The 21728-nt window shown below is 59.0% G+C and carries 24 protein-coding genes; 11 read left to right on the top strand and 13 right to left on the bottom strand.

Annotation, left to right across the window (positions count from 1 at the left end; translation table 11 throughout):
- Position 1 precedes the first annotated feature (1 nt).
- Genes ctaD through SIB64_RS05915 form a run of 3 tightly spaced genes read left to right on the top strand, consistent with a single transcriptional unit; the run spans position 2 to position 2742 of the window.
- Positions 2-1675, top strand: coding sequence for a cytochrome c oxidase subunit I (ctaD, locus tag SIB64_RS05925; RefSeq protein ID WP_413442346.1), 1674 nt, complete (start codon positions 2-4; stop codon positions 1673-1675).
- Positions 1672-2286, top strand: coding sequence for a heme-copper oxidase subunit III (locus SIB64_RS05920; RefSeq protein ID WP_413442345.1), 615 nt, complete (start codon positions 1672-1674; stop codon positions 2284-2286). The genes ctaD and SIB64_RS05920 overlap by 4 nt, the downstream gene beginning before the upstream one ends.
- Positions 2287-2340: 54 nt before the next feature.
- Positions 2341-2742 carry an AbrB family transcriptional regulator gene (locus SIB64_RS05915; RefSeq protein ID WP_413442896.1) on the top strand — a complete coding sequence of 134 codons (402 nt, stop codon included), beginning with the start codon at positions 2341-2343 and terminating at the stop codon, positions 2740-2742.
- Between the two features lie 23 nt (positions 2743-2765).
- Here SIB64_RS05915 and SIB64_RS05910 read toward each other — a convergent pair whose 3' ends face one another.
- Positions 2766-3434: a riboflavin synthase gene (locus SIB64_RS05910; RefSeq protein ID WP_413442344.1), complete on the bottom strand. Its 669-nt coding sequence runs from the start codon at positions 3432-3434 to the stop codon at positions 2766-2768.
- Positions 3435-3493: 59 nt separating this feature from the next.
- Here SIB64_RS05910 and SIB64_RS05905 point away from each other — a divergent pair, with 59 nt between their 5' ends.
- Entirely contained in the window at positions 3494-4105 is a 612-nt protein-coding gene (locus SIB64_RS05905) for a bifunctional nuclease family protein (RefSeq protein WP_413442343.1), read from the top strand.
- 50 nt (positions 4106-4155) lie between these two features.
- Positions 4156-5229: an aldo/keto reductase gene (locus SIB64_RS05900; RefSeq protein ID WP_413442895.1), complete on the top strand. Its 1074-nt coding sequence runs from the start codon at positions 4156-4158 to the stop codon at positions 5227-5229.
- On the opposite strand, the gene SIB64_RS05895 is transcribed toward SIB64_RS05900, so the two are convergent.
- The 5 genes from SIB64_RS05895 to topA are packed head-to-tail and all read right to left on the bottom strand — an operon-like array spanning position 5218 to position 11254.
- On the bottom strand, positions 5218-6225 hold the full coding sequence (locus SIB64_RS05895) for an ABC transporter substrate-binding protein (protein WP_413442342.1): 1008 nt from the start codon (positions 6223-6225) through the stop codon (positions 5218-5220). The genes SIB64_RS05900 and SIB64_RS05895 overlap by 12 nt on opposite strands.
- Complete coding sequence (locus SIB64_RS05890; RefSeq protein ID WP_413442341.1) at positions 6222-7424, bottom strand: nicotinate-nucleotide--dimethylbenzimidazole phosphoribosyltransferase; 1203 nt, start codon at positions 7422-7424, stop codon at positions 6222-6224. The genes SIB64_RS05895 and SIB64_RS05890 overlap by 4 nt, the downstream gene beginning before the upstream one ends.
- Entirely contained in the window at positions 7396-8049 is a 654-nt protein-coding gene (locus SIB64_RS05885; protein WP_413442340.1) for a DUF2232 domain-containing protein, read from the bottom strand. Before SIB64_RS05885 ends, SIB64_RS05890 begins: the two co-directional genes overlap by 29 nt.
- Complete coding sequence (locus SIB64_RS05880) at positions 8046-8489, bottom strand: hypothetical protein (RefSeq protein WP_413442339.1); 444 nt, start codon at positions 8487-8489, stop codon at positions 8046-8048. The genes SIB64_RS05885 and SIB64_RS05880 overlap by 4 nt, the downstream gene beginning before the upstream one ends.
- Positions 8489-11254 carry a type I DNA topoisomerase gene (gene topA / locus SIB64_RS05875; protein WP_413442894.1) on the bottom strand — a complete coding sequence of 922 codons (2766 nt, stop codon included), beginning with the start codon at positions 11252-11254 and terminating at the stop codon, positions 8489-8491. Before topA ends, SIB64_RS05880 begins: the two co-directional genes overlap by 1 nt.
- A gap of 118 nt (positions 11255-11372) precedes the next feature.
- Between topA and SIB64_RS05870 the strand changes: the two genes are divergently transcribed.
- Genes SIB64_RS05870 through SIB64_RS05860 form a run of 3 tightly spaced genes read left to right on the top strand, consistent with a single transcriptional unit; the run spans position 11373 to position 14075 of the window.
- A complete protein-coding gene (locus tag SIB64_RS05870; protein ID WP_413442338.1) occupies positions 11373-12944 on the top strand; it encodes an NAD(P)H-quinone oxidoreductase subunit N in 1572 nt (523 codons plus the stop codon).
- Positions 12937-13665 carry an ABC transporter ATP-binding protein gene (locus tag SIB64_RS05865; protein ID WP_413442337.1) on the top strand — a complete coding sequence of 243 codons (729 nt, stop codon included), beginning with the start codon at positions 12937-12939 and terminating at the stop codon, positions 13663-13665. The genes SIB64_RS05870 and SIB64_RS05865 overlap by 8 nt, the downstream gene beginning before the upstream one ends.
- Entirely contained in the window at positions 13662-14075 is a 414-nt protein-coding gene (locus SIB64_RS05860) for a response regulator transcription factor (protein WP_413442336.1), read from the top strand. The genes SIB64_RS05865 and SIB64_RS05860 overlap by 4 nt, the downstream gene beginning before the upstream one ends.
- Here SIB64_RS05860 and SIB64_RS05855 read toward each other — a convergent pair.
- Positions 14017-15207: an ATP-binding protein gene (locus tag SIB64_RS05855; protein WP_413442335.1), complete on the bottom strand. Its 1191-nt coding sequence runs from the start codon at positions 15205-15207 to the stop codon at positions 14017-14019. The two genes, SIB64_RS05860 and SIB64_RS05855, sit on opposite strands and share 59 nt — an antisense overlap.
- Positions 15204-15581 (bottom strand): PAS domain S-box protein, encoded by a 378-nt coding sequence (locus tag SIB64_RS05850; protein WP_413442334.1) that lies wholly within the window; start codon positions 15579-15581, stop codon positions 15204-15206. Before SIB64_RS05850 ends, SIB64_RS05855 begins: the two co-directional genes overlap by 4 nt.
- Before the next feature lie 86 nt (positions 15582-15667).
- Here SIB64_RS05850 and SIB64_RS05845 point away from each other — a divergent pair, with 86 nt between their 5' ends.
- A complete protein-coding gene (locus SIB64_RS05845; protein ID WP_413442333.1) occupies positions 15668-16396 on the top strand; it encodes a response regulator transcription factor in 729 nt (242 codons plus the stop codon).
- On the opposite strand, the gene SIB64_RS05840 is transcribed toward SIB64_RS05845, so the two are convergent.
- Genes SIB64_RS05840 through SIB64_RS05820 form a run of 5 tightly spaced genes read right to left on the bottom strand, consistent with a single transcriptional unit; the run spans position 16371 to position 20518 of the window.
- Complete coding sequence (locus tag SIB64_RS05840) at positions 16371-17396, bottom strand: M23 family metallopeptidase (RefSeq protein ID WP_413442332.1); 1026 nt, start codon at positions 17394-17396, stop codon at positions 16371-16373. The genes SIB64_RS05845 and SIB64_RS05840 overlap by 26 nt on opposite strands.
- The gene (locus SIB64_RS05835; RefSeq protein ID WP_413442331.1) at positions 17393-18202 is read right to left on the bottom strand and encodes a biotin--[acetyl-CoA-carboxylase] ligase; all 810 of its coding nucleotides are present in this window, start codon (positions 18200-18202) and stop codon (positions 17393-17395) included. Before SIB64_RS05835 ends, SIB64_RS05840 begins: the two co-directional genes overlap by 4 nt.
- Positions 18180-19376: an aminotransferase class I/II-fold pyridoxal phosphate-dependent enzyme gene (locus SIB64_RS05830; protein ID WP_413442330.1), complete on the bottom strand. Its 1197-nt coding sequence runs from the start codon at positions 19374-19376 to the stop codon at positions 18180-18182. Before SIB64_RS05830 ends, SIB64_RS05835 begins: the two co-directional genes overlap by 23 nt.
- Entirely contained in the window at positions 19363-19689 is a 327-nt protein-coding gene (gene trxA, locus SIB64_RS05825) for a thioredoxin (RefSeq protein ID WP_413442329.1), read from the bottom strand. The genes SIB64_RS05830 and trxA overlap by 14 nt, the downstream gene beginning before the upstream one ends.
- A 55-nt stretch (positions 19690-19744) precedes the next feature.
- Positions 19745-20518 carry a PspA/IM30 family protein gene (locus tag SIB64_RS05820; RefSeq protein WP_413442328.1) on the bottom strand — a complete coding sequence of 258 codons (774 nt, stop codon included), beginning with the start codon at positions 20516-20518 and terminating at the stop codon, positions 19745-19747.
- Between the two features lie 65 nt (positions 20519-20583).
- Here SIB64_RS05820 and SIB64_RS05815 point away from each other — a divergent pair, with 65 nt between their 5' ends.
- Positions 20584-21102, top strand: a complete 519-nt coding sequence (locus SIB64_RS05815) for a DUF721 domain-containing protein (RefSeq protein WP_413442327.1) — start codon at positions 20584-20586, stop codon at positions 21100-21102.
- A complete protein-coding gene (locus tag SIB64_RS05810; protein WP_413442326.1) occupies positions 21099-21728 on the top strand; it encodes a sulfotransferase family protein in 630 nt (209 codons plus the stop codon). The genes SIB64_RS05815 and SIB64_RS05810 overlap by 4 nt, the downstream gene beginning before the upstream one ends.

Here is a 21728-nt window from a genome sequence, read left to right as displayed (position 1 = left end):
CATGACAATTGCACTTCAGCCTGAGACTGGCACCGAACGTCCACCCAGGCTTCAACCCACTGGCTGGTTGCGCTACTTCAGCTTCAGTGTTGATCACAAAGTGATCGGCCTTCAGTACCTCGTCTGCGGGTTTCTCTTTTATCTGATCGGCGGTGCCTTGGCCGGCGCAATCCGCACAGAGCTAGCCAGTCCCGTCGCCGATTTTATGCCCAGGGATGTGTACAACCAGGTGTTGACACTGCATGGCACGGTGATGATTTTTCTTTGGATCGTTCCGGTTGTGAACGGTGCCTTCGGAAATTATCTGATTCCGTTCTATGTGGGCGCGCGTGACATGGCATTTCCGCGGTTAAATGCAGTTGCATTCTGGCTGATTCCACCGGCTGGCCTGCTCCTGATCAGCAGTTATTTCCTTACAGGCGCGGCGCAATCAGGTTGGACTGCCTATCCGCCGCTGAGCATCACTACTCCTGCAACGGGGCAGATCATCTGGATTCTGAGCGTCCTTCTTCTTGGTGGAAGTTCAATCTTTGGTGGCATCAACTTCATCGCAACAATTCTTAAGTTGCGGCGCCCGGGATTGAAACTGATGCAACTTCCGATGTACTGCTGGGCCATGCTTGGCACCAGCATTCTTGTGGTTCTTTCAACGCCTGTACTTGCAGGGACCTTGGTGTTACTCAGCTTCGATATCGTTGCTCATACGGGTTTTTTCAATCCAACTCTCGGTGGCAATGTTGTGGTTTACCAGCATCTCTTCTGGTTTTACTCACACCCGGCCGTCTACATCATGGTGCTCCCAGCCTTCGGACTGGTCAGCGAAATACTGCCTGTCCACGCCAGGAAACCGTTGTTTGGCTACACAACAATGGTGTATTCGATCATGGCAATTGTTGGCCTAGGTCTGATTGTCTGGGCGCACCACATGTTTACCAGTGGCACTCCCCCATGGATGCGCTTGTTCTTCACAATTGCCACAGCATTTATCGCCGTTCCAACAGGCATCAAATTTTTTAATTGGCTGGCCACACTCTGGGGAGGTCGCATCAGTCTCAACAGTGCGATGTTGTTCTCTTGCGGATTCATCGTCAATTTTGTTTTGGGCGGCATCACCGGTGTCGCTCTGGCCCAGGTGCCTTTCGACATCCATGTCCATGACACCTACTTTGTGGTCGCTCATTTTCATTACATCGTCTTCGGTGGGTCGGTGTTCGTGATCTTCGCCTCCATCTACCACTGGTACCCGAAGTTCACGGGCCGGATGTTGAACGAACATCTCGGCCGCCTCCACTTTGCGCTCACCTTCATCGGGTTCAATCTTTGCTTCGGTCCCCAGCACTGGCTCGGGCTGAATGGCATGCCTCGGCGTGTAGCGGAGTACGACCCTCAGTTCACCTTGATCAATCAGATCAGTTCAGTGGGCGCACTGCTGATGGCGATCAGCACACTGCCTTTTCTGTGGAATGTGATTCAAAGTGCCTTCGCGGGTCAGCGGGCGGGGGACAACCCCTGGAATGCCCTCACACCCGAATGGCTCACCAGTTCACCGCCTCCAGTGGAGAACTGGGTTGGTGAAGCCCCTTTGGTTGAGGAGCCCTACGGCTATGGCATCCCTGCGGAGGCCTTCGACTTGGCCGCAGCAAGCGGCCGTGATCTTTGGAGCAGCGGCAAATGACCACGATTCCCGTCAAACAGACCAATCCTGACCACGGTGATGCCGTAGAGAGTGACAACCATGAGATCCATGGTGATTTCCGCTTGTTCGGTCTGGCCACATTCCTCGTGGCCGATGGAATGACCTTTGCCGGTTTTTTTGCGGCCTACCTGACCTTCAAAGCTGTGAACCCTCTTCCGGCCGGGGCCGTTTATGAGCTCGAACTGCCGTTACCGATCCTCAACACAATCCTGCTGCTGGTCAGCAGTGCCACTTTTCACCGCGCAGGGCAGGCCCTGCATAGCGGGGCGATGCAACGCTGCCGTCGATGGCTGCTGATCACCGCTGCACTGGGTTTGGCGTTTCTGGTCAGCCAGATGGTGGAGTACTTCACCCTTCCCTTCGGCCTGGCGGACAACCTCTACGCAAGCACCTTCTATGCGGCGACAGGGTTTCACGGACTGCACGTCACGCTTGGAGCCCTGATGATCCTGATCGTCTGGTGGCAGGCACGCTCGAATGGAGGACGAATTAACAGCAGCAATGCCTTCCCTCTGGAAGCTGCTGAGCTCTACTGGCATTTCGTTGATGGGATCTGGGTGATCCTCTTCGTAATCCTCTATTTGCTGTGATGCCTTGCCGTAGTTAGCAAGAGGGGTCACAATTCAGTTGAATCAGTGGATGAAATGCTGGTCGGAAACGAACTCCTCGATAAGGCCAGATCCCTGAGCAATCGGCCAGAGGACGAAATTGCACGCGGTTGCGGGTACGTGGGCCCTAGTGGACGCGTTCTACGCAAAAGCTTTTATCGCGCTCTGGTGGAAGCGAAGGGATACAAAATCCCCTCAAGCACGGGTGGAAGTGGTGGAAGCCGTGGCAGGCAGGCTGAATACAAGACCCGTGTACACGGCAATGGGAATCTGCTCATTGGCCATGCCTACACCCGTCGACTCGGCCTCGAACCAGGTCAGGAGTTCAAAATTGAGCTGCATCGCGATTCCGGTTCCATCTGGCTGCTCCCCATCGAATCGGATCTGATCAGTGACGTAACTGCGGACCAAGCCGTCGCCAGTGAAGAGGCTGTTTGAACTTGAGGCGTTTCAGACGCCACTTAAATCCAACCATTGGCGGCCAACCAGTCACGGCTGAGATCGGATTGATGGGTATCTGAAGCGGTTGACATTCCTGCAGCGGGTCCTGTTTCAAGAAGCTTCTCTGCATAGCGGGCCAGCTGATCGGCTTCCAAATTGAGCTGATCTCCCACTGCAAGTCTGCTGAGCGTGGTCACACTCCAGGTGTGTGGAATGACCGCCAGCGAAAAGTCCACGCCATCGGACGAACATCGCGCCACCGTCAGGCTGATCCCATCAACAGCGATGCTTGCCTTTTCACAGACGTAGCGACCGAACCTTGGGTCCTGCCAACGCAGGGAGAGATTCCACGACTGGGGCAGAGCCTCGATCGCTGTCACCTCACCACATGCATCGACATGGCCACTCACCAGATGGCCACCGAGCCGATCGCTCAACCGAAGAGCAGGTTCGAGATTGACGGCACCTCCCCGATCAGACTTCACACCGAGCGTGGTACGGGACAGCGTCTCCTCGCTCACATCAGCAAGAAATCCATCGCCGCTGAGCTCCGCAACAGTCAGGCAGACCCCATCCACCGCAACGCTGTCGCCCAGCATCAGGGGGCCAAACGGTCCACACCCATCGACCAGAACTCGGCTGGATCGCTTCTGAACATGACCCACAGCCCTCACCAGTCCTGTGAACATGGCGTCTTGCCCGCGCGATGCGCCCTCTAGCCATAATCAAGGTAGGCCGGCCTGTCGCCATGGTTGAAATGAGCGTCGCCGGTATCGCCCTGGATGCGGCAAGCCGCACCCCGATTGTCCTGCTCAGGGATCCCTCGGGTCGACGTCAGGTACCGATCTGGATTGATCAAAGTCAGGCCCACAACATCATGGCCGGCCTCCAGGGAACCGAACCGGTCCGTCCGCTCAGCCACGACCTGATGGCAACCCTGCTTATTGCTGGTGGTCTGGCCCTGGATCGCGTCATTGTGCACGCGATTGAGGACAGCACGTTTCATGCCGTTCTCAAACTCGTCTCCCGGACCGAGGAGCTTGAACCGCCAGCGGGCGAAGACACCTCCGAGACGTCCGGCGAGGAATCGGATTGCCTAGACATCGACGCCCGCCCGAGCGATGCGATTGCCCTTGCCGTCAGAACCGGTAGCTCGATCTGGATGCTGGAAGAGGTCGTCGCACAGGCCTCGATTCCTGTTGATGCGGAAGCAGATGCTGAGGATCAGAGCGCCTTCAACCGCTTCGTCGATGATCTCAGTCCGGCAGCACTGGTCCGCCATCTGCGGGATCGTCGGGATCAAGGCCAAGAAGGTGAATCGGGTGACAGCGACGATTCGCCCGCAAGCGATCAACTGTGAAGCGCCCCTTCGGTGAAGGTCGGCCGATCAGTTTGTTCACACTCGGCACAATGCGTGCCGTGGCATCCAGCGCACAGATGACAGCTGTGCTCGGAGCTGCTCTCGATGCTGGCATCAACCATCTGGAAACAGCACCGGCCTACGGGCCTGCCGAACAGTTTCTCGGGGAGGCGATCGCAAGTCTTGAACGATCTGAGCGCGCCCAACCGGACGACTGGGTGATCACCAGCAAGTTGCTTCCAGGGGTGAGCCTGGCCGAGGGGCAAGGCCAAATCGAGTCGATCCTGAAGCGGCTGAACCGACCTCAAATCGACAATTTGGCGGTTCATGGTCTCAACCGACCCGACCACCTGGAATGGGCTCGAAATGGGGACGGCTCTGCCCTCTTGGATTGGGCGATCTCAAGTGGACGGGTGGTGCAGATCGGTTTCAGCAGCCATGGGACCCAACCCTTGATCAAGGAAGCCATTAGCTCCGGACGATTTCAGTTCTGCTGCCTGCATCTCCACATGCTGGACCCCCAACGACTTCCCCTTGCGGAGCTGGCACTGAAACGAGGGATGGGTGTTCTGGCGATCTCACCAGCAGACAAAGGAGGCCGTTTGCAGGATCCGAGCAGCACCCTGATCGATGACTGCCGTCCGATTCCCCCTCTGCAGCTGGCTTACCGATTTCTTCTTGCTGCAGGAATCTCAACGCTGACGGTGGGAGCTGCCGCACCAGAGGATCTCAAACTGGCCAAACAACTTGCCCATGCCTGCGATCCATTGGATTCGAGCGAACGTGCAGCTCTTGATCGCCTCAAAGAGCAACGAAGGCTCCGGCTGGGAGACGCACTGTGCGGTCAGTGTCAGGCCTGCCTGCCCTGTCCGAATGAGGTTCCGATTCCGGAGCTGCTTCGCTTGCGCAACCTCACCATCGGCCATGACCTGATCGGTTTCACTCAGGAGCGCTACAACCTGATCGGCCGGGCCGGGCACTGGTGGGAATCGGTGGATGCCTCAGCCTGCAATGCCTGTGGTGCCTGCCTCCCACGATGTCCTCATCAGCTGCCGATCCCAGATCTGCTGCATGACACCCACCAGCGACTGCGGGCCGCTCCAAAGCGCCGGTTATGGGGATGACGCCATCCATCGCTCCACAAGCGTGGTTTGCAGTTTCGGATTAAGGGGCGCCAGAGACCAACAACGCGCCCAGGTCTCTGGACTGGGGAGCAGCAGCGAGCTCCATCGAGAAGGAAGACGAGCACGCAGCTCCTTGGGTGCAGGCTGTTTCACAGGAGCGCGCCAACCCATGGCGAGAAGGCGCATCAGAAGAGGCTGCTGCCAAGCCGACTCAACCCAGCTGCGAGGCAGAGGTTCCCGGGTTGCAGTAGGACGAACCAAGACGGTCCAGTGCAGCGGAGCACCGCGTTCTGGAAGAGCAGCACGCAGACGAGGGTCGCGTCTCAGAAAGCTCATACAACGCTGCAGCGGCAACACAACAACTCCGGCCCCGTCCTTGAGCAACCAGTTGATCCCCTGCCGGTCGTCGAAGCTAAGCACTTGCTGACGAAGACGACGGAGCGCATCGGGTGCCTCCATCTGGTCCGCCAGATCCATCACCAATCGAGGACTGGCAGGCAACACGACCCTGCCCTGCAGTTCGGGCGACAACAACACATCCCAGCTGCGTTGACCGGCTGCAACCAAATCCTCCCCATGACGAAAGAGCATCACCCAGGGGCTAACTCCCACGGGAAGGACGCAGGAGGCCCTGGATGGGCCGAGCCCCCTTAGGAAGAGATTGGCGACGTTGTCCAGACGAGAGCTAAGCGGTCCTGATGCGATCGACTGCAGCTCGTCATCCGGAACAGTGGCCAGCCAGCCATCGGTAAGCGCAATCAGATCAGCCCGATTGCGGCTGGCTTCACCCGACGCAATGTCTGGGTCACCAGGCTTCAGCAGAAGCGTTTGCCAGGGTTTCGGCAGGGATTGGAGCCATGGCTTTGGCAGGATGCCGGCGCTGGTGCTCAGTCGAGGGATGGACCCACTGCCGCGGCAACCCGCCAGGACAGCAACACCAGCCCCACCCACCAGCTGAAGCAAACGGCGTCGACCGAAGGGAGTGGTACCGCTCATGACGCCGACCCTACGGTTTTGCCATGAAGGGCATCCATAGCCTGATCACACCGATCGACAAGCTCAGCGACGCTCAGGCCCTGCAGCTGGGCCAACAGAAGCAGAGCTCCTGCGCCCACACCTTCCTTGACATAACCCAGCTCATAATCCCTCAGTTGCTGGTGACGGCTCACCCCCAGGCGTACACCGCATGCCATCGCCTGGAGAGCAACCCCGCAGTGGTCACTTGCCACATCAACCAAGCGGCTGAACATGGAGGCCGCTTGCGGAGCGCCTGCCTCGTCAGCCAGCCAGGCCGTCGTGCCGATCATCACCTGTTCAGACAACTGCTGCCGCTGCTCTTTCCGTAAAGCCATCAAGGCAAGAGCGAGCACCGCCACCATCTGACTGCCGCCACCGATCAACACGGGCTGACGGCTGGCGGCAGCGCCCACCAGCAACCCTGCTGCCAGGGCCTGAAACGGATCCCCCACGGCAGCGAGCACCGCCGATGGCAGGGCGGATTCGCCCATCAAGCCGGCCCGTTCGAGCCCCTCTCGCACAAGACGGCTTTTCAAGGCCTGAGGCGGTTGCAGCGCGCTGCCGCTGACAAGCTCTGCAACAGACATCCCAAGACCGGTCAGCACTGCTTGGGCTGTCGTGGTGCCGCCAGGGACGCACTCCGCCAGCACGAGCGGCGCACGCAGGCGAGCACCGAATCGCTGCCCCTGCCGCCACAGCCGTTGAACACGCTCCGCCGACATCGCACACCCCCCTGACAGACAGCTGGAAGGTCCCTCAACAGCTGACTCGATACGTAGATGAGCGAAGTCGGGCGCTCGCAGCAAGCCAAGGGCAACCACCACAGGTGCCAAACCAAGGGACTCCACCACAACGCGGGACAGCAGGGCCGGTGAGACACCTGCTGGCAACTCGGGGAGAGGCCAGTGGCGCTGCACCCCCGGACCGCGGAGCAACAATTCCGCATCGGCCAGAGCCGTGAACCGTCGAGCCACCGGGGTCGAACCAGCTGCCGAAATCCCTGGCCATTCCGCTGTGCGGGTTCCACCCAGCACAAGGAGCAGGTCAGCCTTCAGAGCAGGCTGTCGCCAGATTTTTAGCTGGCGCCGAAGACTGACCTGGGAACTGGAACCACCAAGCGGTCTGCAACCGGATGGCAAGTCAGCGCGATTAGAGGGGGTCAAGGGCGACAAGACCATGCAGCAAACGCGGTGGTGAGGGAATCGAGGACCCCAGCCGAGGAAAGATCCAGTACGCGAGTGCGTGAAGAGAAAGCACGTAGATCACTTCCTGCAACACCACCAGGAGCAGCGCCATCACCTGAATTTCGAGCAGATCTGGTGAGAAAGGGAGCTGGAGTACAGCGACGAGCCGATCAAGCAGACCAGCTCCAGCGCGGGTGATCAACACCCAGAGGTTTTCACCCACAAGAAGGGAGAGGACCAGGAGCCGAACCAGAAAACCGCCGGTCCCCAGAACAATTCCGACGGCCCAGCTCAACCACCAGCTCAGACCGCGACACCAGCTCCAGCCCAACCAGAGAGACAGAAGGCCATAGGGAAACAACAGAAGTGGACCGCGAACCGGCCCCATCAAGGCCGTCAGAAGCAAAACCGCCAGAAGCAATCCCTCCGCTCCGGCACGTCCACCGCGCCGCAATTGAAGCAGGGTGAGCGGCAAAGGGAGCGCCAGGCGGAATAGCGCCCCACCGACCGGGAGGTAGTACAGCGCAAGCCAGATCAGGCCAGTGGTTGCCGCGAGATAGGCACCCTCCACGAGCCTGAGAGCCTGCTGGCGGCTCAGCGGAGCGGGTTCGAGACTCATGGTGAGGGTGCTGTCCCTACCGCCGCAGCTGGACTGTCGTCCTCAATGCGCTCGATACGCTCCACGGAGAAGCTGACCTGAGCCTTGCGGAGTGCACGCGTCACAACCTCCGCTGGTGCCGCTGGATCAGCCGCTGCCAGCCGGATGGTGATTCGATACGGCTTGGAGGGTTGAGCAGGAGACAACTCCGGTCCCGGATCCTGAAGCGTGGTGTCTGTCCCTACAGGCTTTACAAGCGGTTCCAGCACGGGCTCCTGAGCAGCCTCGACTTCTTTATCTTGAACGGCATCCGGAACTTGAACGACCGTTGGAGGGGGTTGCTCCGCTTGCTGATCGGGATCCGATGCGTTGAAGCTGCCCTCAAGCTGTCGGGCCACGGGGCTGCCTGCACAACCCTGGAACAGAAGAAGTGGAATCAACAGCCCCAGTGATGCCCGCATCACTTGTCCGCTGGCTTGATCACTCGCACAGCACCAGCTCTCGGCCGGCCGCTCTTCGTTGTTCCGGGAAGCTTCCGAGTGGCTGTTTTGGCCGTGGCTGTTTTGGACGTGGCTTTTTTGGCAGTGGAGGATTTGGCCGTGGAGGTCTTCGATGCAGCAGGTTTCTTGGTTGTGGGCCGCTTGGTTGTCCCGGCTTTACGGCCGCTGCTTTTCTTCGCCGCGGCCTTGGCTTCAAGCAATTCCACCGCCTCAGCGAGGGTGATGTCGTCTGCGCCTTTGCCCTCAGGCAAGGAGGCGTTGACCTTGCCCTGCTTGACGTACAAACCGTAGGGGCCGTCATAGACCTGAATGGTTTCATCACTGCCGTCGGGTTGACCGAGGTCCTTCAGAGCCGTCCTGCCGCCCCGCCCCCGTTTCGGCATGGCCAGCAATTCCAGAGCACGGCTGAAACCGATGGCCAGCACATCGTCATCCCCTTTAAGCGATCGGTAGTCCTTCTCACCTTTGCCCTTGTCCCACACCACATAGGGCCCAAAACGTCCAAGACCGGCCTGCACCTTTCCACCGTCGGGATGTTCACCAAGCAGGCGAGGCAGACGCAGGAGTCCTAGGGCATCCTCAAGGCTGAGATCTTCCGGCTTCACGCCCTTGGGCAATGAAGCCCGCTTCGGCTTGGGATTCTCATCACTCACCTGCCCCCGTTGTACATAGGGGCCGTACTGACCGAACAGCAGATACACCAGGTCACCGGTCTCGGGATCATCGCCGAGGGCTTCTGGGCCGTCGGCTTTCTGCTTGAGGATCAAATCAGCCTGTTCCTCGTCCAGATCAGCTGGTGTGATCTCGCGGGGCAGAGTCGCCTTGATCAGCTCCTCATCCCCTTCGTCACTGACTCGCTTTGCTTCGAGGTAAGCCCCGAAGCGGCCGATCCTCACTACACAGGACAAACCCTCGAGATCGATCGTCCGGGAGGCACCGGGGTCAATGTCGCCCTCCCTTTGCTGCACCTGGGTTTCAAGGCCTTCATCGCCTTTGTAGAAACCCTCCAGATAGGGCAGCCACTGCACCTTGCCGTGGGAAATCTCATCCAGAGTCGTTTCCATACGAGCGGTGAAACTCGTGTCCACCAGATCCGGGAAATGCTCCTCAAGCAGTGCCGTCACTGCGAAGGCCGTGAAACTTGGGGTTAGGGCGTTGCCCTGCAGCGTTGAGTAACCGCGATCGACGATGGTGCCGATGATCGAGGCGTAGGTGGAGGGTCGGCCAATGCCCTCTTTCTCGAGCATCTTGACCAGAGACGCCTCACTAAAGCGCGCCGGAGGCTGGGTCTGGTGGCCGAGGGGCTCAACCTTTTTCGGAGAAGGCTTGTCACCAACCGCGAGTGAGGGGAGAAGCACCTCTTGGCCCTCCAAGGCGGCATCCGGATCATCACTCCCCTCGACGTAGGCACGGAAAAAGCCGGGGAAATCGATTCGCTTGCCGCTGGCCCGGAAACTGGCTTCCGCAACGCTGAGATCCACTGAAAGCATCGTGAGGCGAGCTTCAGCCATCTGGCTTGCGACGGTCCGCTTCCAGATCAGTTCGTAGACGGAGAGATCCCTGCCATCCAACCCGGTGTCCCCGGGGGTACGAAAACGCTCACCGGCGGGTCGGATCGCCTCATGGGCCTCCTGGGCGTTTCGGGCCTTGGTGCTGTACTGGCGCGGTGTCTTGCTCAGGTAGTCCTTGCCGTAAAGCGACTCAACGCAACTGCGGGACGCACTGATTGCCTGATCAGAAAGATGGACTGAATCCGTCCGCATGTAGGTGATGAAACCGCGCTCGTACAAACCCTGAGCGCAGCGCATGGTCTCGCGCGCCGAAAGCCGAAGTTTGCGGTTGGCCTCCTGTTGGAGTGTGCTTGTGGTGAAGGGCGGCACGGGTTTGCGCACCGTGGGTTTCTCCTCCACAGAATCCACATTCCAGGGCGCCTCATGGACGGTTTCAGCGAGCGCACGGGCATCTTTTTCGTTGAGAAGCCGCACATCACTGCCGGCTTTGAGCCTTCCGGTCGACTCATCGAAGTCGCTGCCGGTTGCGATCCGTTTGCCGGCGAGATGGGTGAGTTTGGCCTCGAAGGAACTACTCGCCTGCTCCAACTGGGCTTTGAGGTTCCAGTAACTGCCGCTTCGGAAGGCACGCCTCGCCCGCTCCCTCTGCACCAGCAAACGAACCGCAACGGACTGCACCCGACCAGCGGAAAGCCCCCACGCCACCTTTTTCCAGAGCAGAGGAGAAAGGGTGTAACCGACGAGGCGATCGAGAATCCGACGGGTTTCCTGGGCGTGCACAAGCTCCATATCGAGATCCCTGGTCTGATCCAGTGCTTTCCCGATGGCCTCCTTGGTGATCTCGTGGAACACCATGCGTTTCACCGGCACCTTTGGCGCCAGCAACTGGAGGAGATGCCAGCTGATGCTCTCCCCCTCCCGGTCTTCATCCGTCGCGAGCAGAAGCTCATCGGCCCCTTTCAGGGCATCCTTCAGCTCGCGAACAATTTTCTTCTTGTCCTTCGGGACGACATAGAGAGGATCGAAATTCTCTTCAGTGTTGACTCCGAGATTTGCCCACTTCTGACCTTTCGCTGAAGCAGGAATCTCGCTGGCGTTGTTTGGGAGATCACGCACATGCCCCATCGAAGCCTCAACGCGGAAGCTCTTGGGCAAGAAGGACCGGATGGTGCGGGCCTTGGTGGGGCTCTCAACGATGACGAGGGTGTGCGCCAAAGAGCAGACAATGAACCGTGTTCCTTCTTTATCGCATCGACCCACACTTGGCAGCAGAACCATGACGACGTGGAAGCGCGGCTAAAGTCCCCGCAAGCCATTGGAAATGAGGCTTTTCATGCCCGAAATGGGTGCCCTCCTTCTCGCCACCCAGGCCATGGCAGCGCCCGGTGAGCTCCTCAACCTCTCGTTGAATGCCACTGCGGTTCTTCCTGAGGCCGCGGTCCTGCTCGCGATGATCGCCACGCTGCTGGTGGATCTAGCGGGAGAACGGGTCGCGGCCCGCTGGGTTCCACCCATTTGCTATGTCGGCCTCAGCACAGCTTTGGTGTTGCTTGCTCTGCAATGGAATGCACCACTGGAGCCCTCGTTCCTGGGAGCCTTCCTGGCGGACAACCTGGCCATCGCGTTCCGGGCTGTTATCGCCCTCTCGACCCTGTTGTCCCTGCTGATTAGTTGGCGATACGCCGAGCAGAGCGGCACCCCAGTGGGTGAATACGCCGCGATCCTTCTTGCGGCAACCCTTGGAGCGATGCTCCTCTGTGGTGCCACAGACCTGGTGAGCGTCTTCGTCTCCCTGGAGACCCTTTCAGTGGCCAGCTATTTGCTCTCCGGCTACATGAAGCGGGATGCGAGGAGCTCGGAGGCGGCGCTCAAATACCTCCTGGTGGGCTCCGCAGCAGCAGCAGTGTTTCTCTATGGCTCATCACTGCTGTATGGACTGAGTGGGAGCACCAGCCTTGAAGCGATTGGGGCAGCACTCCAGACGAGTTCCACTCCATTGGCAGCTCTTGCGCTGGTTTTTGTCCTCGCGACGGTCGCCTTCAAAATCGCTGCCGTTCCATTTCACCAATGGACTCCTGATGTCTATGAAGGATCTCCGACCCCGGTGGTGGCGTTCCTTTCGGTTGGATCAAAAGCTGCGGGATTTGCCCTTGCCCTTCGCATCCTGATCGGCTGCTTCGGTGCCTTCGACACCCAGTGGAAATTGCTGTTCACGGTTCTTGCGGTCTTAAGCATGACCCTGGGCAATGTCGTTGCCCTCGCTCAGACCTCGATGAAGCGGATGCTGGCCTACAGCTCGATCGGCCAAGCCGGCTTCGTCATGATCGGCATGGTTTGCGGAACTGAAGATGGTTTTGCGGCCATGGTCCTTTACATGGCTGCCTATCTGTTCATGAATCTGGGCGCTTTCGCCTGCATCATTCTCTTCTCGATTCGCACAGGAAGTGATCGGATCTCTGACTATGCGGGGCTTTATCAAAAGGACCCATTAATCACACTTGGGCTCAGTTTGTGCTTGCTCTCCCTGGGCGGGATCCCACCGATGCTGGGATTCTTCGGAAAAATTTATCTATTCTTCGCTGGCTGGGCAGATCACCAATATCTGTTGGTTGTTGTTGGTCTGATTACCTCAGTCGTTTCGATCTATTACTACATCTCCGTCATCAAGATGATGGTGGTGAAAGAACCCCAGGAAGCGTCTGACGTCGTTAAGGCTTATCCAGAAGTTCGCTGGTCGCTCATGGGAATGCAGCCATTAAGAGCTGCTTTGATCGGCTGCGTGGTGGTCACTGCCGTGGGGGGGATCCTCTCCAACCCTCTGTTCCAGTGGGCCAACACAGCTGTTTCCGGAACACCGCTACTTCAGGAGGCCATGGCATTGGCTGGTCAGCGCGGCCTTGGCTGATCTCAGTCACGCTCCAAGGACCACCGTCGCTGAGCTGATCGGGATCGACAAGGTTTATGGCGAGGGTCAGCTCGCTGTGCATGCTCTTAACAATCTCGACCTCACCGTGCTCGAGGGCGACTACTTGGCCGTGATGGGTGCCAGCGGATCAGGAAAAAGCACAGCGATGAACATCCTTGGCTGCCTGGATCGGCCTAGCGGAGGTCGCTACATGCTCAATGGAATCTCGGTGGAACAACTGAATGACGATGACCTCGCCGATGTCCGCAATCAGTCCCTCGGCTTTGTCTTCCAACAGTTTCACTTGCTGCCCCAGGCAACGGCCATGGAGAACGTGATGCTGCCGATGATCTATGCCGGTGTTCCACCGGAGCAACGCCGACAGCGTGCCCGAGAGGCTCTCGAGCGGGTTGGGCTCGGCCAGCGGCTCGACAACAAGCCCAACCAGCTCTCCGGCGGGCAGCAACAGCGTGTTGCCATCGCGCGAGCCATCATCAATCGTCCCGCCCTGCTCCTCGCAGACGAACCGACCGGAGCGCTGGATTCCAGCACCACATCCGAGGTACTCAACCTGTTTGATGATCTGCATGGACAGGGAATCACCCTCGTGATGGTCACCCACGAAGACGACGTGGCAGCACGGGCCCGTCAGGTGGCTTATTTCCAGGACGGAAGGATCGTGAAGCTCACCAACACGACTCGGCAAGAAGCATCAAGATGACATGGGAGTTCATGCCGTTGATGAAACAGGGCGGACGCACTCTCACGATCGCCGTGGTGGAAGACAATCCACGCATCAGAGAACTTCTTCAAGAGGAAATCGTGGACGAAGGCCACATCGTGCTGGCCTATGCAACGGCAGAGGATTTCCTGGGAAGTTTTGAATCGGATCAGGCGATCGATCTTGTTCTGATGGACCTGATGCTGCCTGGAATGGACGGAATCAGTTGTTTGAAACAACTCCAGCAGGAAGGCAAAATCCAACCCTGCCCAAGGGTGGTCATTGTGACTGCTCTCAATGACAATGAGAAGCGAAGCGAGGCCTTAAGTCTCGGCGCTGACGATTACGTCCTCAAACCCGATCTTTTTCACCGACTTCCCGAGATCCTTCAAGCTCAGATGAATTACTGAGTGGCACGGTCACGACCACCTGCGTCAAGGTCCAGCCCGTGGTCTGAGGGTCGTCCTCTTGATGGAGCGCCAAGACACCCCCCCAAGCCTCAACCAGTTGACGAACGAGAGCCAAGCCAAGTCCAGGTCCCTCGACCTGGACGCCATCCCTTTGGCCGCCACCGCGCACAAAAGGTTTCAGCCAGCTGTTGATGGTCGATTCATCGACGGCAGGATGGCGATTGAGGCTGCTTAGGACAAGAGAGCAGTGATCAGATCCATCGGGACAGGACACCTGAAGCGTCACGTCCCGGGTCCCTGAACCGTGGGTCAGTGCATTCTCGAGCAATTGATCCAGCACAACCACAAGAGCGTTGGCGTCCATGTGCACCTGGTCGGAGCCAGTCACCTGGGTTTCGATCTGCAGTCGCTTCCTTATGTCGTCTGGACAACTCTGCCCCCATGCCTCCACGACGGGCAGGAGGGCTTGATCTCGAAGGCCAAGCCAGGCCGGATCCACCTCCAGACGCACCATCAACGACAGATGCTCAAGCAGACGGTGAATGCGAGTGGCCTCTTCAGCAGCCCGGGTGACATGACGCTGGTCCCTGACGGTTAAATCGCTCTCACGCTGAAGCCTCAAAAGACTTCCACTCACGATGGTCAACGGCGTCCGAAGTTCGTGGGTGAGCTCCGTCATGAAATTCTTCTGTTGCTGAAGCGCCCTTTGCTCCGGAGTGAGATCCCTGATCGTGACAAGGAGATGGGGGGACTGAACAGTCGCTACGGGCGTCCAGCGCACTTGCCTGGTTTCGAGATGTCTGCCCTCTGGCAGCAACAGATCCAGGCGTTCATCCCCCATGGCAGCGGGCAGGGACCTGTTCGGATGCAGAGGGTGATCCTTGGCCAGTCGTCTCCCACCCGGTTCGAGAAACACCACCAACCCGTCCAGGCTCTTGTTCGTGAGCTGAATCGGAACCCCACCCACGAGCATCTCAGCGGCCGAGAGATTGGCCCAGTGGATCCGGCGACCATGATCGATGATCAACATCGCTTCAGCAGCTGCATCGAAGGCGACCTGGAGCATCCCAAGCGATTGCCGCAGCTGATCGACGAGGGGCTGTTCCTGCTGTCCCGAGGGCTGATCGGTCAAGACAAGGGACGCAGAGTTGCTGCAAACGACCAGCTGCCATCGAGCTGCCTTTCAGCAACGATGAAATGTTCACTTTCGATGATCCGACCGTCCGCGCAGTAGGTGGCCAACTTCAAGGGATGGTTCAGCACCGTTGAAATTTCCGTCAACTTGAAGCGTGCGAAGCCGGCGTGATGGGAGTCTCTGAAATCAGGAGGCAGGATCAGCCCTAGCGACTGTCCCACCAGATCCTTGTCTTCCCATCCGTAAACGGAGCGAAATCGCTGATTGGTTTCGATCACAAGTCCATTGCAATCAGCGCGGACAAAAGGAAGATCCTCTTGTTCCCGCATCAGACTGATCGACTCAACCGTCCTGGGTTGAGGTGTGTGCATCCCCTCTGAATCTCTGCATCAAGCCTAGAAAAAGTGGAGCTTTTGACCAGAAGCTTGCTTAAGCTGGGTGAAGGTTGATTGGCACGATGGCATCCGAGTCGCTGCCCCGCCTGCGCGTTCTGGTCGTCGATGACGAGACCAAGCTCACGGAGCTTCTCAAGCTTGAACTGGATGTCGAAGGATATGAGGTTGATATCGCTAGTGACGGTGCTGCCGGATTGATTCGTTCCCGAACCGAACCAATTCCTGATCTGATCATCCTGGACTGGAATCTCCCTGATTTCTCGGGCATCGACATTTGCCAACGCATCCGTGCTGGTGGCGTGACCACGCCCATCCTGATGCTCACCGGACATGACGAGATCACCGATCGCGTGAAAGCTCTTGATGCCGGAGTTGACGACTATCTGATCAAACCATTTTCAATTGATGAGCTCATGGCACGGCTCCGTGCCATGCGTCGTCGTGCCGAATCATTCTCCGCCCAGGTTGGTGGCGATGGGCACCCCGAACGGCTCCAGGTGGCTGATCTGGTTCTTGACACGCGGACCCGTGATGTCTCGAGGGCCGGTCGACACGTCCATCTGTCCGTTAAGGAATATGAGTTGCTCAATTTTTTAATGCGAGGAGCTGGGCGTGTCCTGGAGCGCTCCGAGATCATGCGCGGAGTCTGGGGAGAGAACTTTTATGGCGATGACAACCTTCTTGACGTCTACATCCGGTATCTCCGGCAGAAAATTGAGACGAAGGAAGCTCCTACGCTGATTCACACCATTCGCGGTGTTGGCTTCATCCTGCGGGAGGAATCTGCTTAACCGACTGCGGACGCTCGAGGGATCGCAGCAGCTGAGCCATGAGCAGTGAAACGGCATCGTGTCCATTACCCGCCAGCTGAGAGGCGATCGATCCCATGTCCAAATCCTTGGGATCAACCGCCACCCAGCCCCGCGCTTGCGGACGCCGCAATTCGAAGTGGAGATGAGGCCCCGTGCTGAGGCCGGTGCTGCCAACGCGACCAATCACCTCGCCCTGCTGGACCCGCTGGCCAGCCTTCACGTAAATCTCAGAAAGATGGCCATAAAGCGTGCGCCGCCGCGGCTGCCGGTGCTCAATCACAACCGTGATGCCATACCCCCCAGCGAGTCCACTGCTCACCACATCCCCAGAAAGAGCAGCAACGACGGGAGCACCTTCGGGAGCGGCGAAATCTCGGCCAGCGTGCATCAGCCAACTTCCGAGAATTGGATGCAGCCGCCACCCGAACCCACTGCTGGTGAAGGACTGACCCACCACTGGAAACAAAAGTCGCCTGTTTCCATTCCCGATCTGTGGCATGGGGCGAGGGGTGACAGCGAAAACAGATTCGAGGCTGAAGCTGCCCGCACCACCGGCAAGCAACGCCGACACCGGAACGGTCAGGGGTGGTCTTCCAGGGGTAACTGCCATGTCACGGGGATCAGACAACACCCATTGACCACCCACCTGCACCCTTGGGATCGGTTTGCGGGCGCCAAAACGTCGTGCCACTCCGCCGGCACATTCGCTCCGGGAGAGCGCTCCCGCTGCACAGGCTTTCTGAAGGCCAGCGGCAGGAACGGGCGATGTGACCAGACCTCGCTCCAGGCTCTTGCGCTCCTGCGGGGTAATGACGCGATCGCGCTCAAGCTGCTGCAAGGAGCGGTCGAACGATTGCGGAGCCGCCGGGATCGACGGCCTTAGAGGGTCACGGTCCTGTTGAACATCAGCGGGAGGAATCGAGAGCGCTGGCACCCCGAACGACAGAGCCAAGAGCCAGCGCAACACAGCAAAGTTCATGGTGCGCTCGACTCAAGCACGTCTTCACCAGGTGAGGACCAACGCAGCCAACGGCAGGTGTGCGAGCCATGACGCAAGAGCAAAGCCCCTTCACCATCAAGGCCATCGATCATCCAGACCCGACCATCAGCGGGGTCACACACCCTGTCGCTCCAAAGACGCTTGCTTGCTCCCCTGATGCACCAGTCGCGATCAGCAGCACGGACCATGCATTGATCGAGAGCTTGAAGAAGCTGCACGGCCCAGTAGTCAACGCCGCCATACCTTCGGCCCAGAATCCGCTGAATCGATGTAGCACCGGTCGGTACAACGTTGGCGACGTTCAATCCGAAGCCGATACGAACGGTGCGCAGCTCAGATCCACGGTGAACAAGCCGCGGCAACAACCCCGCAAGCTTGAGCCCATGGACCAAGAGATCATTTGGCCACTTGATCCGAACCGGAAGATCATGATCTTCCAGCCGTTCTGCCATCGCCAGTGCCGTCCCAATACCCAGCAATCCGGCCGCCGCTGAAGGACGGCTGTTCCATGGCAACGCAGCACTGACCCAGAGCCCACCGCTCGGCGCAGACCATGCCCGACCGCGCTGGCCGTAAGCGTGGGTCTGATGGCCCGCCAGAACGGCCTTTGGCTGCTTGGTGTGCGTTGACTCCACCAGCCAGCGACTCAGCAACGACTCTGTGCTGGAACAAACCGGAACGCAGCGCAGCGACCAAGCCCTTGCCGCAGAACCTGCCTGGCTGCGGTACCGCGCCATCAGCCCACCTCCAGCTCGGCAGGGCTCAGGCCAGCGCATCGACAGCATCCGCCAGACGGGAAACGGCAGCTTCCAGCTCTGAAGACGGCCGCACCAGTGCCATCCGCAACCAGCCCTCTCCTCCCTGGCCAAATCCCGACCCAGGCGTTAAAGCCACTCCACTGCGTTGCAGCAGCTCCGCTGCGCATCGCTCATCCTTCCAGCCATGGGCCGCCGCGGCCTCGGGACATGGCACCCAGAGATAAAGAGCCATGTCTGGTTTGGGAACCGACCAGCTGCGCATCGCGAACCCAGCGAGGACTCGATCGCGGCGTTGGCGATAGGTCTCACGCAGCGTTGCAGGCCAATCCGCAAAATCCCGCAATGCGGTGATGGCCGCCTGCTGCAGTGCAAGGGACTGGTTGAAATCCACAACGGCCTTGACCTGGCGGAGAGCCGCAATCAGGGGTGACGCCCCCACGGCGAATGCGAGCCGGAAACCACCGAGACACCAACCCTTCGAGAGAGAAAAAAACTCAACGCCCCATTCGCGCCATCCTGGGCTGTGCAGAAGAGACGGTGCCTGACCTTCAAGGGCGAGATCAACGTAGGGATTGTCGTGGGCGATGACCACCTTGTGACGCTCCCCAAGATGCATGATCTGATCCAGCAGCTCCTGATCACCGACACAGGCTGTGGGGTTGTGGGGGTAACCGAAAACGAACAGCTTGAGGCGATCCCACACGCTCGCGCTCAACTCCTTTAAGGGGGGACGCCAACCATGGGCCGCCTGCAGCCTCAGGGGGATGACATCGGCATCGGCCAGGAGCAGACCACCGCGATGGGAGGGATAACAGGGATCCAGAAGAAGAGCGGGATCTCCTGGGTTCAGGACAGCTAGGGGCAAGTGAGCGGTGCCTTCCTGGGAACCAACGAGCAGTTGAACTTCATGCTCAGGGTCCACGGTCACTCCGAAGCGACGCTGACACCAGTCAGCTACGGCTTCGCGAAATGGGGCTGTTGCCGCTTGCAGGCAATAGGCCGAACTGGAGGGTGCCGGAATCGCATCACGCATCGCGCAAAGCACCCCGGATGGTGGCTGCAGATCCGAAGAACCCAGTGAGAGGTCGATCAGCCCCAATGAACCAGTGGTAGGGGATCGATCCCGATACGCCTGTTTGCGAGCATCACTACGAGCAAACACACCACTGCCAAGGGCAGCGAGACGCCTAGAGGTGTGCATCCAGGAAAGCCTTCAGTTGAGGCATGGCAATCGCCCCTTCATGACGGGCAAGTTCCTTCCCTTCACGAAACAGAATCAGGGTCGGAATTCCCTGCACCTGGTACTGATCGCGGGTTGCTGGGTTCCCATCAACCTCAAGCTTTCCGACGGAGAGGCGATCGACATACGTCTCGGCAGCCCAGGTCATTAACGGAGCGATCAGGCGGCAGGGACCGCACCAAGAGGCCCAGAAATCAACCAGAACACTGCCTGATGACTGAAGAACCTCTCGCTCGAAAGCTGCATCGGTGAAGTCGGCGACGGCTGCGGTCAATGGAAATTCGGCGGACCAATCGATCCTATGGAGAGCCGTGGCGCAAAAGGGGGCTTCAGAGCTTGTCGATGGATCTCTTCAGATCCTCAAGATCAGCATCGACCTCTTCCACTTTCACCTCCTTCACTGGAGCACTGCTCTCTGCAGCGGGAAGGGCCACGGCCTCCGGCCCCCCTTGGAGCTGAAGACGCAGTGCATCGAGCTCATCGTCCACTTCACTGCCACCTTCAAGGGCAGCGAACTGTGACTCCAGATCAGCACCGGCCAGTTCCGCAGCGGCCTGGCCTGTCGCCTCCAGGGCCTCGACTTTGTCCTCCATCCGCTCAAATGCGGCCATGGCCGAGTCGGTCCCAAGATTGCCGACGGCGCTCTGCAGCTGTTGCTGTGCCTTCGCCGCCTGGGCTCGGGCCTTGAGCATGTCTTTTTTTGTCTTGGCCTGGGCGATCTTGCCTTCCAAGGCGACAAGACTCTTTTTCAGGGTCTCGACCTGGCCGTCCTGAGCCTGAACCTGAGTCTTGAGGGTGGTGGCGGTCTCCTGGAATGTCTTTCGGCGAGTCAAGGCCTCGCGCGCGAGATCCTCTTCACCTTTTTTGAGGGCAAGCTCAGCTCGCTCGTACCAGGTTTTGGATTGCGTTTCCGCCTGATCGGCCTGATTACGCAAACGTTTTTGGCCAGCGATGGCCATAGCAACCGCCTGTCGCAGTTTCACGAGGTCCGCCTGCATGTCAGCGACGGACTGATCCAGGATCTTGGATGGATCCTCCATGCTGCTGACGGCGGCATTGGCGTTGGCGCGCACCAGGCGGCTGAGCCGGTCAAAGAAACCCATGGAGAAGGGTGGAACCTTATTGAGGCTAGCGAGATCCACTCGGATCTCCCCCTAATCTTTGTTCTATGGCAGTAGCTCCTGACCAGCAGCGCCGTCGACTCCTGGGACTCGAAATCCTTCAGCAAGCTCCCCCTGCCCCTGCCGCACCCCTAAGTGACTGCTTGGATAGCGTCAGTCGTCAGTGGCGCAGGGATGGTGGGCTGGCTGGCCTTTGGCAGGACTGGCCGGCGATCGCGGGGGATCAGCTTGCCCCTCACTGCCGACCGTTGAGTCTTCGGCGCGGGGTGCTGACGATCGGAGCCAGCCACCCGCAATGGCGCCAGGCATTGCAATACAACCGCCTCCAGCTGCTAGCAGCACTGAAAAGCAAAGGTCACCCGGTCAGGGATCTGCGCATCCAGCAGCATCACAGCGTCAACCAAGCCCGCCTGGAGAGTGAAGCGAACATCTGGGCACGACACCCAAGTCGCACCGATGTCCACGGTATGGGCACATGTCCATCCTGTGGCCGACCAGCACCCAACGGAGAGATCAAGCTCTGGACTGTTTGTGGTTTCTGCCATCGCCAACGCCTGAGTTCATGAGCCTGATCATTCCGGAGCGGAAGCTGATCTTTCTTCATATCCCCAAGTGCGCTGGTCAATCCGTCGAAAAAGCACTGGGGTTCAAGCATCAGCACCGTCATCACAAACGCAATGACCTCCCAGAGAACTGGTTTGAATACCTGCGGTTCACGTTTGTGCGCCATCCACTGAGCCGCTTCCTATCCGCCTGCAACTACAACCTGCGAGTCGCGCTCAACACACGCCACGAACTGCAAAAGCTTCCGTATGACCAGCTCAGTCCCACCAAGCGCTATCGACTCCATCTGGCTGAAACGCGACCGCCCCTGACCGCCATGGTGGACGACCTGCACCGGGGGAGATTGCGCAAGATGATCACATTCAAGCCGCAATCTCTTTGGCTTCTCGCCGGCCAGCCTCAATTCATCGGCCGTGTTGAAGCGTTCGACCACGACTTTCAGTTCCTGCTCCGCCTGGCAGGACTTTCGATTAAGGGGTTTGCAGGCACTGCACCACCACACATCAATCGCTCAACCCAGAGACTCACCGCGGAACAGCTGAGCTCTGCCGACCGAAAACGCATCCAACGTTATTACCGCCTTGATTACAAGTTGACGGGATATGGCAAGAGCCCCCCACCAGATTGA

The organism is Synechococcus sp. MIT S1220, from assembly GCF_047303025.1.
GTDB lineage: Bacteria > Cyanobacteriota > Cyanobacteriia > PCC-6307 > Cyanobiaceae > Parasynechococcus.
The sequence above is the reverse complement of the archived record's forward strand: the minus strand, read 5'-3'. Positions and strand labels throughout refer to the sequence as shown.